This is a genomic window from Vibrio sp. SBT000027 (assembly GCF_963894355.1).
Lineage (GTDB): Bacteria > Pseudomonadota > Gammaproteobacteria > Enterobacterales > Vibrionaceae > Vibrio > Vibrio splendidus.
The window spans coordinates 368,265-382,617 of sequence record NZ_CAWQGD010000001.1 but is presented as its reverse complement, the minus strand read 5'-3'; the positions used below and the strand labels follow the sequence as shown (position 1 = coordinate 382,617).

Sequence of the window (14,353 nt, the reverse complement as noted above, 5' to 3'; positions counted from 1 at the left end):
CTCTGTTTTATCCGAATGTTACTGGCTAACGAGACTCCAATGGGTGTAATCCCATTTCTGGCCGCCACCAGTAAATTCACTTTGAGGATAAATAAGCTTTAGTGGTCCTTTATTTCCGTATTGGTCAAATACAGTAAATCGGTACTCTTTTTGAGAATCATTGTTCGATGTCCCGCTATTTGAATAAAGCAATTGGCTCAGAGTCACTGATCTTAGTTGCTGGTTAACTCGCCATACCGCCGTGCGACCTTCGCCAGCGGCGCTATTCCAAACATATTCATCAGATACATTACGCTCTGAACCTGGAGCGAACACATAACCTTTCACTGAACGAAAGCCATTAGTGCAATCTGAATAACAACCTAACCACTCATCGTTTAGGAACACCTTATCGCTGTCCGACTCGTCGAAGTTATCCATAGCAACCTCGACCAGTTTCACTGAAGTATCTTTGGGCGTCACATAGAAGTTATACATCTCAGCTTTGTCGAAATAGAACCCATCAGCGTTACTCTCTTCCCATACTTTCTCTCCTTCTCCAATCTCCGAAAAGTCGGCAGCGCTATAGAACTTAGGCTGCACGCTTTGATAAAAGGCACTTGATTCATTTGGATAAGCACAGCTATCGTAATAGTTATTGTCATACTGACTACCAGTATTGAATTTAACTTTCATACAAACTTCACGATGCTGAGCTACCTCATTGCTATAAACCCAAGCGGTTAATTTGGTATCCGATGCTGCAACCCGGGACGTTGGTAGCCCCTTAGAGTACCCATAGCTGCTCCCCATTTGGTGAGAATAGTCATTTGGATTCAATGTATACCCCCAACAATCTCTTCCATAGGTACAGTCTTTATCTTTGCCTAAATCTTGCTCGCTATTCTTAAGGTAAAAAGATATCGCTCCCTCTAGATCACTCTTAGATACGGTCACTGGTCTGCCGTAGGTATCTGCGAAAGAAACAGAAACACTGAGTTTGGACTGCATTCTCCCGTTAGCATAAAAAGGCATCGGCACACCGTTGCTTTCGTTATGATCAGCCGTTAAGTCATCGGCCACCACATGATAATCACTATTAATTCCTGCAAAACTTGCACTAGAAAAAAAACACGCTGACATTGCTAGTAACAATGATTTATTCATCGACAACTTCATAGTATTAACCCTACATATTATTAGGTAAGAAATTAAAGAAAAGACAATGATATCTCTGGATATAACAATTTTTTTGATGGTTAAATTTACCCTAGGGTCTTTGCCCTATTTTAAAATTTACACTATCAACGATTACAAGTGCCATTATCCATTCTGATAACCATTGCTTACACGCCATTTAATTGATTAAACAGACAGCGCTAATTTAATTAATCAATTCATCAATGTAAAATTTCAAAGTCTTCTTAGCCCTAGCCAATTAACAAAACCCAATGAAAAACTATACCCATAAAAAACAATGACTTAAAATTACATTTGTAACATTATTTCAAATTCATTCATGCAATATCCACAATCAGAATCGAGAGGGAATTACTTTTTATAAAAATCAGCCTGTTTATTTGCTGTGACTCGCATCGTTATACCACCTTACTGTTAATACTATCAGCGCTTTTACATTGTTTTTATATTAAGAAGAACTATTCGAGACAATTACCCTTATCAATAAAATGGGAATATTCATGATTCAGCTTATTCCCTCAGCATTTATCCAGCTCGTTAATTACGTCAAAATATAAAAACCACCATAAAATTACCACTGTGTTCAATTATTAACCGACAAGATGATAATTTATATGCTTTTATCTAATTTCTATTAATATAATTAATGAAAAGTTAATGAGTTCTTATTAATGATCTCTCTCAATATTTTGAAAACCTGTTTGTCCCTCTACCAGGGTAGACTTTAGACTTAACACTCTAGAAAGCGAATCTCTGTTCTATGTTCTACGTTGGAACTCGGCTTAGTGGCCACGTTAGGCGCAACGATTGCCGCTATCTAAGTAAGGAAAATGGCGAATGTGGAATAGAAGGTCGTAGTGCTAGCTTATCAAGCCATATTCGTGGGGGGTGTTGCGCTGATTCCGCCGCTTATCGAGTGGCAATGGCCGACGTGGTATGAGTTGGTGCTGTTAGTGTTGGTCGGTGTTATTTCTTCTATCGGCCAATGGTTTGGTGTCACCGCTTACAAATGGGGAGAAGCGAACATAGTTTCAAATATTGAGTACTCACAGATGATCTACTCAATGATTCTTGGTTACTGTTGTACGCCGAGTTGCCAAACACCATAGCGCTGATTGGCGCCGCGGTGATTGTTTTCAGTGTCATTATGCCTTTTGTAATCAAGCTCAATAAAGGTCAATAATTCACGGCTCCATTTGCCCCGACCAATTAGATAAGAACGAATGGCACCCCAACATCAATGTTGTTCAAAATACTGATCATGCAGTGATTTGCCAGATTGGTCTTGAGTTCCAGGGTAGAACTGAACAAGTGTCTGATCGGCTAGTGTGAGGTGAATCCAACCCTCTTTGACTTTCAGCCAATTGGTGCCGTTGGTCTTATAGACGGCAGGAAAATGGCCCCAGCCTGACTCTGATACCTGCAACTCTTGAAAGCGGTCGATCGGCGTTAGCTTATTGCTGGCAAAATCTGCGTCGGCATAGACTGATAAAGGTTCGATAGCATCGTTTGGCTTAAACGTGTAACAGCTGACAGCGGCTGAAATGCGATCAAACCACTGGTAGGGTTGTGCGCCTGTTAAATCGTAGACCGTACAGTCGTTAAATTGAATGGCCCACTCTTGATGGGCTTTGAAGCCAAGGTAACCTATGGGTTTGGATGGTTCAGGCTTCGAGTCAGCCTCTGGTTCATATACCGGTTCTGAGGTAGCACATCCCATCAGCCCAAGACTAAAAAGGAAAGTCAAAGCACGCTTCATCATTGTAATACCTCAGTTCCGTTAGTGAGTTAAAAGCTATTCAAGCTCCCTCCATTAAACGGTAAGTTCTAAGCGATTACCATCCGGATCGAGTACACAGCTCTCATAATAGCCATCGCCAGTTCTTCTTGGGCCATCTAAGCGCTCATAGCCGTCTTCGACCAAGCGACTGGTGAGTTCATCCACCGCTTGTTCCGAGCCTAATGAAATCGCCATATGGATGAAGCCTGTGAATTGATCGTAGATGTCATCTTTCGATTCAGGCACCGAGTCCATTTCCATAATCTCTAAACGACTTCCAGTTTCGAAAGAGAGGAAGTATGAAGAAAACCCTTTGGTTGGGTTGTGATATTTTACGTTGGATGTCGCGCCGAAATAGTTTTCATAAAACTGCTTCAACACGTCGAGTTGTTTCGTCCAAATAGCGATGTGTTCAATCTTCATTTTGTTCACCTAAGTTTGATATCTAGCGCTAGATTACTCATCAAATAAGGAACAATAAACAGAACGAAATTCATCGAAACTGTTCCTATTTAATGGACGCGATCTTATGTCCATAACTGCACAGTATTGGTATCTATGTTTGTGTAATAGTTACCTTTCCTACATAGTCAGTGTTTTACACATTCTGAGATATAAGCCGTGAACTTTATAAAACTAATAACTCTCGCTGCGATATGGGGCGGTTCGTTTCTGTTCATGAGAATTGCCGCTAATCCGCTGGGCCCTGCGGTGCTGATTGAGGCGCGAGTTCTGTGCGCTGCCGTCACTCTACTCTTGGTTTCTTTTTATCTGAAAAGGAAGCTTTCTTTTAATGCCCATGCGAAACACTTTTTCATTCTTGGCTTGTTTAATACCGCACTTCCCTTTTTGTTTTTCGCTTATGCAGCGCAGACACTGAACGCCTCGACACTCGCTATTTTGAACTCTACCGCGCCAATATGGGCGGCGATCATTGGTGCGATATGGACAAAAACAACACTCGATGCAAGAGTTCTATTAGGGCTAGGTATTGGGGTAACGGGAGTTGGTGTGTTAGTTGGTTGGGACGCGATGAACATTGGCCGCGAAGCCATACTTCCTATTTTTGCAGCGGTGATGGCCGCCTTTAGCTATGGAATAGCGTCAAACTATACCAAACAAGCACCTAAAGTTGAGGCATTCAATAACGCTCATGGCAGCATGTGGGCTGCAGTATTAATCGTGTTGCCGTTTGTCTTCTTTCTGCCGATGAGAGAGGCTCCCGATCTCACCATCACCACATCAGTTCTCTTACTGGGCGCCGTTTGTACTGGCCTTGCTTACCTGCTTTACTTCAATCTCGTTTCAGAATTGGGTGCGCCTTCGGCTCTGTCTGTCACCTTCTTGATTCCTGTTTTTGGCATCTTGTGGGGCAACCTGTTCTTAGACGAAGCGATTGGCCTTAACACCATTTTCGGTTCGGTTCTTGTTATTACCGGCACCATGTTAGTGACAGGTATGACACCTTCTAGGATGATAGAGAGCGCAAAACAGAAACGAGCGGCAAGAGTAGCTCGCTAATCAGATGCCAATGAGCACTTAGAATCTCAGCAATACATGTTGGAATGACGTTGGAGAGCTAGTCAGCTGACGGTTAACCAATCGAAACCATTAATCGGCCATGTATTGCTGAATCTTGTTTCTCAACCACTGATGAGCAGGGTTTGGTTCCGTTCTCTTATGCCAAATCATGTATTGCTGCACAGGCAACACTTCAAACGGCTGATCAAGAACTTGAAGCTGGAATCGCTCAGCAAATTGATTAGCAAAACTACGAGAAGTACTGCCGACACAATCAGAGCCTGACACCAACACACACATCATCATCAATGAGTCACACTCTGAGCTCACTTTTCTCTGTTTGATGGCCTTCTTGGCGAAATAATCGGCCGTATAAAGACGAGAACGACGCATTCTAAAAGTGATGTGCTTTTCATCGTAATACTGCTCTTCAGTCACGACGCCATCAATTCTTGGGTGCCCTTTACGAGCAATCAATACCAACTTATCCTCAAGCACTTGCTGGTTCATATAACCATTGACCTGCGGGTAGTGAATATCGATAGCGAGATCCGCTTGCTGCATGCTCAAACTCTGCAGAAGTTCTTCTTCGTTATTCGGCACCATATTGAATTCGATTGAGATATTTCCCAGCGTGTCATCTTGCTCGACAAGCGGCTGAAGCTTGGTTAAACCTATCTCATTAACCAGAAGTCGGAATACATGATGCTGCTGATTATCGAATTGCTTCAAGGTACTAACAGCGCTGGTGATTCCTTCGAGTGCAGGTTCAACTCGGCTTGCTAGTTGCACCGCAGCATTGGTTGGAATGATCCCTCGCCCTTCACGAATAAACAGATCAGTATCAAGCTGAGATTGGAGTCGCTTCAAGGCTCCACTCACCCCAGGCTGAGTCATACCAAGCGATTCTGATGCAAGCGTGATCGACTTTAATCGATACACTTCTAAGAACACGCTCAATAGATTTAAATCCAACTTTTCCACGTCGCTCACCGTTACTCTCCCTGTCAATGTGGTCTTAATCAATCATAGGTCAGGATTCGTTTCCCAACCATTGCATGACTCAATACATAGCCAATAGTGATGTATTAAATAAAGCTTACTTTATTTTTTGCTATATGTCTTATTCCTATAATCGCCTCAACGAAACAAAATTCTGAAATGAAGAGGCTCTTATGAAAACTTCTCGCACGTTCAAAAATGCATCACTGTTCCTAGCTATCTCGCTCGCATTCCCGGCGATTGCAGCTAACCATGACCACGCACACTTCAGCGAAATTGGCGACCAAGGTGGCAAAAGCGCAACCGAGATGACGACCAAAGCAAACCAAGAGTTCGCAAAAACACTCAACTTTGCCGACACTCGTGCTTTCGACAATAACAACAAAGGTCTGATTGCTAGCTTTGATCAAGAGACAGGCGACATCATTCGCAATAGCTTTAACTTCATCGACCCAAGTGTGACGAATGCAGACCAAGCACCAGATTCAGTAAACCCTTCACTGTGGCGCCAAGCGGTATTGAACCAAGCGGCGGAAGGTTTATATGAAGTTGTTCCGGGTAAAGTTTACCAAGTTCGAGGTGCAGATTTAGCGTCTATCTCTTTCATTCGTAGTGACAACGGTTGGATCGCCTACGACGTTCTTCTTACCAAAGAATCAGCCGCCAAATCACTCGAATTCTTCAAGAACAATGTGCCTGACGGCGGTGAACTGCCAGTCGTTGCAATGATTTACTCTCACTCGCACGCTGATCACTTTGGTGGCGCAAGAGCAATCAAAGACGCGTATCCAGATGTAAAAGTGTACGGTTCGAAAAACATCACTAAAGAAATCGTCGACGAAAACGTACTGGCGGGTAACGCAATGTCTCGTCGTACCGCCTATCAATATGGCGCAACCCTGAACCGACACGAGCACGGTATTGTGGATGCGGCACTGTCTAAAGGTCTATCAACCGGTAGCATTACTTACGTACTGCCAGACTACGAGCTGAACCATAACGAAGAGATTGAAACTCTGGTTATCGACGGCCTAGAAATGCAATTCATGGATGCTTCAGGTACCGAAGCCGCCTCTGAAATGGTGACGTACATTCCGAGCATGAAAGCACTTTGGACTGGCGAACTGACCTACCAAGGCATGCACAACCTGTACACGCTGCGTGGCGCTAAAGTACGTGACGGCTTGAAATGGTCTAAGAAGATCAACGAAATGTTAGTCACTTGGGGTGAAGAAACAGAGGTGTTGTTTGCGTCTCACTCAGCCCCAATCTGGGGTGAACAAGAGATTTCTGATTACCTAAAAATGCAGCGCGATGCTTACGGTTTTACTCATAACCAAACGCTTCGTTTAGCCAATAACGGTGTGGTTCTACAAGACATTGGCGACGAGATCTACAAAGTAATGCCAGACAGCATTCAACAGTCTTGGCACACCAACGGTTACCACGGCACTTACTCTCACAACGCTCGCGCTGTGTACAACATGTACCTTGGTTACTTCGACATGAACCCAGCTAACCTAAACCCATTACCAATTAAGCCAGAGTCAGTGAAGTTTGTTGAGTACATGGGCGGCAGCGACGCTGTGATTGAAAAAGCGCAGCAAGACTTCCAAGAAGGTGAATACCGCTTCGTTGCAACAGCACTGAATAAGGTGATTCAAGCTGAGCCAGAGAACAAAGTTGCACGTGGCTTATTGGCAGATACATATGAGCAATTGGGTTATCAATCAGAAGGTGCAGGTTGGAGAAACATCTATCTAACGGGCGCTCAAGAGCTTCGTATTGGCACACAACCGGGCGCACCGAAAACAGCATCACCGGATGTATTGGCTAACATGACTATCGAGAACTTGTTGGATTACTTAGCAGTTAAAGTGGATTCGCTAAAGGCACAAGAAACACCATTTACGCTGAATATTCAGCTGCCTGATGTGAAAGAGTTCTACTACGTTGAGATGTCTAACGGCAACCTGAACAACATCCAAGTATCAGAGCTGCAAGATGCGGATACGACACTGATCATCAATAAATCTGACGTGTCTGATATCGTGCTTAAGAAAACAAGCCTTGGAAAACTGTTAGAAGACGGACAAGCAGGCGTGAAAGGTGATAAGACATCACTTAACAAACTGCTGTCTTCACTAACAGAAGCTGACTCCTCTTTTGAGATTGTACCGCGTCCAAACAAAGGCGAAGAAGTTGATGCAGAGCTATACCAAGATTCAGCGGTACACGCTCATTAAACGCCCGATACACTAAATAGATAAAACAACAGCAGTTAGCTAGAAAAACGTTCTATAAAGAACATAAAACAAGCCCCTACCTTTTGGTCGGGGCTTTCTTATTTGTTCTCAATAAGTGCTTCTGGAACGCTACTGCGTTTGCTCTCTTACTGAGGCTGAGAGCTTAATGAAACTGATAATTTGTTGAAGCTTATAGATTACTGAGTTTGCCCGTTTACTTCGCAATCCCAATAAGAAGGTGAACCATAATATTGAACAAAGTAGTCGATAAATACGCGAACCTTAGGCGCAAGTAACTGAGCACTTGGGTATACCGCCCAGATCGCAGCCTCATCTTTTAAAGGGTAATCCGGCAACACCTCGACCAGCGAACCTTCCGCGAGCTGCTTGTATGCTATCCAAGTCGCACACATGGCAATGCCCAGCCCATCGACACACACATCCCTTACCGCTTCACCGTGATCGACGCGGATCGCACCTTTTTTCTTGATGGTGACATCGCCTTCTGGCGTATCGAACGTCCACCCTTCTAAGCCGGTTTGATTGATACATTGATGTTGCTTGAGGTCTTCTGGTGTTTTCGGATGACCATGAGCAGCCAGATATTCTGGCGATGCACACAAAATACGTTTATCCGTAGAGAGCTTACGAGCGATCAGGCTTGAGTTCTGTAGCTTCGCATTACGAATCGCCACATCAAAGCCACCATCGACCAGATCGACGATTGAGTCACTGAGTGAAATGTCCACCGACAGATCTGGATACTTAGCCAAAAAACCTTTCAAAGCAGGCATAACATGCATGCGACCAAACGAAGACGGTGCAGATATTCGCAACACCCCTTTTGGTAATTCGTTACCAGTTCCGACAGAGGCAACACCCGCTTCGACACTCAAAAGGATTTGCTTCGCGTGAGGAAGAAATGCCATGCCTTCTTCGGTCAGGGAAACCTTTCTCGTGGTGCGATGCACAAGACGGGCACCTAGGCTTTCTTCGAGCTTTCCGATATGAATACTGGCTACCGGAGGTGACAACCCAAGCTCTTGTCCTGCTTGACTTATATTGTGTGTAGACGCAAGTCTCACAAACAATTTTAGATGTTCAATGTTCATCAATAATGGCTAGCCTGCGCTGAGTACACGCTGCTTATTGGCCGCAGCGGCACGAGGGATAATGTGAGTTTTAATATAGGCATTAAGCTTAAACCATGCAAAAGCGCCCGCTAAAACATTGGCGACGGTCGCCGCAATAACCGCATTGATCATGTCTCCAGTTATCGAGCCAAGCCATAAAGCGGGAATGTAGAAACCAAACAAACGTAAGAAAGAGACATTCAAAGCTTTACGAGGCACACCCAAGGCATTAAAGACCGAAGCAACCAACATGCAAAGCCCAAGCGGCCCATAGCTGAACGGTATAAATAACAAGGTCACTTCAAACCAGCTGCGTATGCTTTGTTCTTCCGAGATAACAGGAATAATCCAGCCACTAAACAGCGCCAGCAATGCGGCCATCACGGTGTGAAAAACCAATAAGAACTTCGCTGTTGTATTCAATAGCTCAGGGATTTTGCATCGCTGCTGCGCCCCTAGGTAACGACCAATCATAGGCGGGATAGACATGGTCAGAGCAAGAGAAAACACCAACATAAAACTTTCAACACGGGCGAGTAAGCTCCAAAAAGCCATCTCATCGGTTCCGATTCTCGCAATCAATAACATTGAGAAGAACGCGCTGACCGCAGGTAATATCTGATTCGCGGTGGTTGGCATTACCGTCTTGAATAACTCAAAACTGTAGCCTTTGATTTGCTTACGGCACGCGCCATTGAAGCCAAACCAACCTTTGCCACGAGACTTGATTAGCATGTAGATTGCGCCGAAAGCGTAGCCAATGCTCGATGCGATCGCCGCCCCTGCAATACCCATGTCCAATCCAAAGATCAGAATAGGGTCGAGAATCAGGTTAATCACGCTGGCAGCCAAGAACATGCTGCCGGTTGTTTTGGTATCGCCATTGGCTCGATAAACGCAGGTGGCCAGATAAAGCACCGCCACCATCAATGCACTGAATAGCCACAACGGCCAGTACACATTAAAAATCAACAGCATGGATTGGTATTGAGCGTCAGAGACATCATTCACAAACGACGCAAAAACAGCATCGCTAAAAACAATCAGGCCTATGCAGATCAAAGCAATCACCAAGACACCGAACCCGACAGATAGTGAGGCAATTAAGGTGGATTTACGTTGTTCTTTTGCCCCTACCGCTTGAGAAATAATGGACGTTGCCGCGACACCGATGCCCACTTGAACACCGGTAAACGCCGCTTGGAATGGCAAGGTGATACCGTGAACCGCCAACTCATTCACCCCTAGCTGACCAATAAAGATCGAATCGACCAATTGCACCATCATGATCGCAAACACACCCAGCGTCAGTGGCAGTGTTTTCTCAATAATGGTTTTCAAAGTCGCGGATCTCATCTGCATCGGTCGGTTTACTCTTGTCTGTACCTTGGGGCTAATTACCTAGTTGAGCAGTATACGAAGCTAAATGAAAAGGATAAGAGCGCCAAACAAGGAATGAGTTTTTAGATTTCGTTGACAATCGAATTAGCAAGATACCTTCAACGCTAAAAAATCCACCTAAGACACTGAATAAGTTGAAATTATACAACTCGCCAACACTCTTAATAATTCGTTAATAGTGTTTCGTTTAATGGTTAATTGTTGGTTCGAACATTCCTCGTTAGCCTGAATTTAGGTCGCATTCACACTGAATAGGCTGAAATGAAATCTCTCAGAAGGAATATGGAAATGGCATATCAAGGTTATACAACGTTTAAAGCTCAAGCCGAGGATGGGATTCTTACCGTCACTTTTGACTTCGGTACTGTGAATGTTCAAGGGCAAGAGATGCTTGCCGACCTCAATGGTTTAGCAATGAGACTAGAGCGCGATCGTGACATCAAGGTCGTGGTATTTCAGTCAGCAAACCCTGAAGTTTGGGTCTGTCACTACGACACCAATCTATTAAAAGACATGTCGACAGAAGCCGTTTCTCGTGAAGAAGCGAAGTTACTCGACCTGCAAGTGGTGCTCGAAAGAATCAGCAAACTGCCACAAGCTACAATTGCCAAGCTTGAAGGGTTCGCTCGAGGTGGAGGCCACGAATTTGCACTGGCGTGTGACATGCGATTCGCGGCTCGTGGTAAATACAAATTCATGCAAATGGAAGTGGGTATGGGCATCCTTCCTTGTGGTGGCGGCGCATCACGTATGGCACGCCAAGTCGGCTTAGGTCGCGCACTCGAGATCGTCCTAAGTGCACGAGACTTTGATGCTGACGAAGCCGAAGCATACGGCACCATCAACAAGGCACTAGAGCCGGGTGAAATTGGCGAATACGTCGATACTCTTGCCAAACGAATCGCTCAATTCCCTGCCGAATCGATCAATGCATGTAAGCAAGCGGTGTACGAGTCTATCGATAAACCGATCGACGAAGCACTCAAAGCGGAAGCTTACTGGTTGTATCAAGCTACGAGCAAAACCCCTGCGGTTAAGCGCTTCCAAATTGCCGATGAGCAAGGCCTAGAGCACGATATGGAAAACCAACGTAACTGGGAAACTCTGGTTATGAACGTTCAAGACATCAAATAACTCGGTCACTTCTCTTAAATTGGGTCAGCCACAAACTGACCCATAGTCTTACTTAATGGTTAAACGCCAACGGTTACACACCAAGTGTTAAAATGGTCATTATTTGCCCCATAGACTCACATTTGAGTCTTCAGCTTGTGAGCCAAATGCAACTATGTGTCATTAATCTTTGTTATAAAGTTGTTCAAACTATTTTTTGAAGGACGGAACATGCAAAAAATAATTCTGATCACAGGGGCCACGGATGGCATCGGTTTAGAGACTGCAAAAGCACTGACGCAGCAAGGGCACCATGTTCTGATTCATGGCCGCAACCCAGCTAAGGTCAATAAAGTCGTGACCGCTCTGTCTCGCCTGTCTAAGAATGCAATCATCGAAAGCTACATCGCAGACCTATCGACGCTCTCTGAAGTTGAGGCGCTCGCAACCCAAATCAAAAGCGATCACAAACGACTCGATATACTCATTAACAACGCAGGCGTGTATAAAGTTTCGGACATCACCACTCCAGACAATCTTGATGTGCGTTTTGTCGTAAACACCATTGCGCCGTATCTACTGACACAAAAGCTGCTTCCTCTTTTTGATGCGACAGGTCGTATCGTCAACCTATCTTCAGCAGCCCAAGCACCCGTAGATTTAGATGCATTGATTAGCCCGAATGCGGGGGAACTTGATGGTCCGGTTTACGCACAAAGTAAGCTCGCGCTAACGATGTGGTCCATCGAATTAGCCAATACTCTTTTAGACAAAGGCACTGCAATTATCCCTGTAAACCCAGCCTCTTTCCTTGGCAGTAAATTAGTAAAAGATGCTTATGGCGTTGATGGTAACGACCTTGCGATTGGAGCCGATATTCTTTGTCGTGCTGCGCTCAGTGATGAGTTTGCCAACGCTTCTGGTCAATATTTTGATAATGATTCAGGGTTGTTCAAAGACCCGCACGCCGACGCATTAGACAACACTAAGAACCACAAGCTGGTGACAGTGCTTGATCAATTGCTCGAAGAAAAGTTGTGCGTTGCCCACTGATCATTCATTAGTAAAAAACGACCACTAACACTCCCCCCCCCCCCCCACACACACAATCCAAGCCGCAGTTCTATCCATACAGACAAAGAACTGCGTGCTCTTTCGATTATTAAAATTTCTTTAATACTGATTCCCCGCTTTGCCCAATTATCACCCAAGATGCAGATTGCTAAACTTGCCCTCGTCGAAACAACACAGGCTACGGCCGAGGAGCATTTATGCGTTTTGAAGGTAAAGTTTATCGTCCTTGGATGGAAGCAGAGAGCGTACTCATCCAGACAACATTGGGGTGCAGTAACAACCAATGTACCTTCTGCACGATGTTTGATGATAAGCGTTTCAAAGTAAGAGATATCAAAGACATCTTTGAAGATATTGATGCGGCGAGAAAAATCTACCCGCATGTAGAGTCTATCTTTTTAGTCGATGGTAACGTAATGGCGATTAGAACCGAGATGCTGATTTCGATTCTGGATTACATCAAGATCACCTTCCCAGAGATCAAGAACATTTCTCTGTATTCAGGGTTCAATGACTTCCGTCGTAAGAGCTTGTCTGAATTAAAAGAGATTAAGTCGGCAGGTTTAAGCATGGCCTATTCAGGTTTGGAGTCAGGTGACCCAATTGTGCTTGAACGCATTCAAAAGCGCATGACGCGTGAGCATGCGATTGAAGGAATGAACTTAGCCCGTGAAGCAGACATCAAGGTACTGGCTTCTTTCATCTTTGGCCTTGGCGGCAAAGAACGCTCTGTAGAGCATGCAATTAATACCACCAGCTTGCTGAACATCATGCAGCCAGATGCGATAGCACCAATGGCTTTAGCCGTTCAACCGGGATCGGTATTGGAAAAAGAAGTAAATCGTGGCGAGTTTGTTTTACCAACACCATTGCAGATCCTGGAAGAAGAAAAATACTTGCTCGAAAACCTAGAAGATTTCGATTGCTACTACTGGGGCGACCACGGCAATAACATCTCACCAATGCGTGGCATGTTGCCTCAAGCTCGCAAGCCGTTTCTTGATAAGATCAATCAAGACATAGCTCACAACCCAATCACTAAGCAAAACGTCATTAAGACCTTTGCTTGGTAAGCGCTCGATTTAACTCGTAACCAGTAAACGTAAACAGACCAAACGACAGGCGTTGCAGCTCCATATTATGGAATAATCAAAGTCCAGCAGCGCCTAACGTATATCTTACTTTTTCAGGTGCACAGCCCTACCTAAGCCAAAGCCGCTAACAACAAGTCAGTACTCGCTTCAACGTGAGCTGCAATCTCTTGTTCTGTGGGTGCAGGCATTCCCATCAACACACCCTCTCTGACACTCATCACCATACCAAGCCACAGCTTAATTTTGGTTTGTGGTTCTTCAATATCGAATCGCTCATTGAAAAACTGAGCAAGCACGCGATCGGTATCATCTGGGCCAACGTCCATAAAACGACTCACTAATTCTGGAGACTTACTGCCTTCTGCTATCAACAGCTTAAAGGTCGCAATATGCTCGCTCGAAAGGTGAAACAAAACGAAGTCTTTTGCGAAGCCCAATAGCGCTTGTCGAGTATCGGCGTGTTGCAAATGCATCACCAACTTATCGTCTGTCTGGCTACCCATTTGTCTTAACGTCGCTTCAAACAACACATCTTTAGAAGAGAAGTAACGATAAAGCGTTTGCTTGGTCATTTTCGCTTCACTAGCGACTCGGTCCATGCTGGTTTGCACATAGCCTTCCGCGAGGAATATCTCCTTCGCCGCTTTTAAAATCGCGAGTCGTTTCTTCTCTTTGTTCTGCTCAATCTTGCTCATTACTTCATCCACCCCAAAACAGAGATCATACTTTAAAGTATGATTTGCATTGACTCAACCAATTTTTAAAATCATACTCGCCAGTATGATTTATTGATGATAGATAATTGGATAG

The 14,353-nt window shown here is 44.6% G+C and carries 13 protein-coding genes; 6 read left to right on the top strand and 7 right to left on the bottom strand.

Annotation, left to right across the window (positions count from 1 at the left end; genetic code table 11):
• Positions 1-18 precede the first annotated feature (18 nt).
• Positions 19-1,146, bottom strand: a complete 1,128-nt coding sequence (locus AACU28_RS01685) for a hypothetical protein (protein WP_121602206.1) — start codon at positions 1,144-1,146, stop codon at positions 19-21.
• 890 nt (positions 1,147-2,036) lie between these two features.
• Between AACU28_RS01685 and AACU28_RS01680 the strand changes: the two genes are divergently transcribed.
• On the top strand, positions 2,037-2,288 hold the full coding sequence (locus AACU28_RS01680) for a hypothetical protein (protein ID WP_029222560.1): 252 nt from the start codon (positions 2,037-2,039) through the stop codon (positions 2,286-2,288).
• A gap of 128 nt (positions 2,289-2,416) precedes the next feature.
• On the opposite strand, the gene AACU28_RS01675 is transcribed toward AACU28_RS01680, so the two are convergent.
• Both AACU28_RS01675 and AACU28_RS01670 read right to left on the bottom strand, forming a co-directional pair.
• The gene (locus AACU28_RS01675; protein ID WP_121602205.1) at positions 2,417-2,941 is read right to left on the bottom strand and encodes a hypothetical protein; all 525 of its coding nucleotides are present in this window, start codon (positions 2,939-2,941) and stop codon (positions 2,417-2,419) included.
• A gap of 51 nt (positions 2,942-2,992) precedes the next feature.
• Positions 2,993-3,382, bottom strand: a complete 390-nt coding sequence (locus AACU28_RS01670; RefSeq protein WP_017078507.1) for a VOC family protein — start codon at positions 3,380-3,382, stop codon at positions 2,993-2,995.
• 198 nt (positions 3,383-3,580) lie between these two features.
• Here AACU28_RS01670 and AACU28_RS01665 point away from each other — a divergent pair, with 198 nt between their 5' ends.
• On the top strand, positions 3,581-4,480 hold the full coding sequence (locus tag AACU28_RS01665; protein WP_121602204.1) for a DMT family transporter: 900 nt from the start codon (positions 3,581-3,583) through the stop codon (positions 4,478-4,480).
• Between the two features lie 90 nt (positions 4,481-4,570).
• On the opposite strand, the gene AACU28_RS01660 is transcribed toward AACU28_RS01665, so the two are convergent.
• A complete protein-coding gene (locus AACU28_RS01660) occupies positions 4,571-5,473 on the bottom strand; it encodes a LysR family transcriptional regulator (protein ID WP_102566835.1) in 903 nt (300 codons plus the stop codon).
• 182 nt (positions 5,474-5,655) lie between these two features.
• Between AACU28_RS01660 and AACU28_RS01655 the strand changes: the two genes are divergently transcribed.
• The gene (locus AACU28_RS01655) at positions 5,656-7,728 is read left to right on the top strand and encodes an alkyl/aryl-sulfatase (RefSeq protein ID WP_121602203.1); all 2,073 of its coding nucleotides are present in this window, start codon (positions 5,656-5,658) and stop codon (positions 7,726-7,728) included.
• A gap of 197 nt (positions 7,729-7,925) precedes the next feature.
• On the opposite strand, the gene AACU28_RS01650 is transcribed toward AACU28_RS01655, so the two are convergent.
• Positions 7,926-8,840 (bottom strand): LysR family transcriptional regulator, encoded by a 915-nt coding sequence (locus AACU28_RS01650; RefSeq protein ID WP_121602202.1) that lies wholly within the window; start codon positions 8,838-8,840, stop codon positions 7,926-7,928.
• A 9-nt stretch (positions 8,841-8,849) separates the two neighbouring features.
• Positions 8,850-10,223, bottom strand: coding sequence for an MATE family efflux transporter (locus AACU28_RS01645; protein WP_121602201.1), 1,374 nt, complete (start codon positions 10,221-10,223; stop codon positions 8,850-8,852).
• A gap of 327 nt (positions 10,224-10,550) precedes the next feature.
• On the opposite strand from AACU28_RS01645, the gene AACU28_RS01640 reads away from it, so the two are divergent.
• The 3 genes from AACU28_RS01640 (at position 10,551) to AACU28_RS01630 (ending at position 13,522) form a co-directional block, all read left to right on the top strand.
• Positions 10,551-11,396 carry an enoyl-CoA hydratase/isomerase family protein gene (locus AACU28_RS01640; RefSeq protein ID WP_017089528.1) on the top strand — a complete coding sequence of 282 codons (846 nt, stop codon included), beginning with the start codon at positions 10,551-10,553 and terminating at the stop codon, positions 11,394-11,396.
• A gap of 210 nt (positions 11,397-11,606) precedes the next feature.
• The gene (locus AACU28_RS01635; protein WP_017067571.1) at positions 11,607-12,428 is read left to right on the top strand and encodes an SDR family NAD(P)-dependent oxidoreductase; all 822 of its coding nucleotides are present in this window, start codon (positions 11,607-11,609) and stop codon (positions 12,426-12,428) included.
• Between the two features lie 218 nt (positions 12,429-12,646).
• Entirely contained in the window at positions 12,647-13,522 is an 876-nt protein-coding gene (locus AACU28_RS01630; RefSeq protein WP_017087617.1) for a radical SAM protein, read from the top strand.
• A gap of 131 nt (positions 13,523-13,653) precedes the next feature.
• Here the strand turns inward: AACU28_RS01630 and AACU28_RS01625 are convergent, their stop codons facing one another.
• Positions 13,654-14,238, bottom strand: coding sequence for a TetR/AcrR family transcriptional regulator (locus tag AACU28_RS01625; protein ID WP_121602200.1), 585 nt, complete (start codon positions 14,236-14,238; stop codon positions 13,654-13,656).
• Positions 14,239-14,353 lie beyond the last annotated feature (115 nt).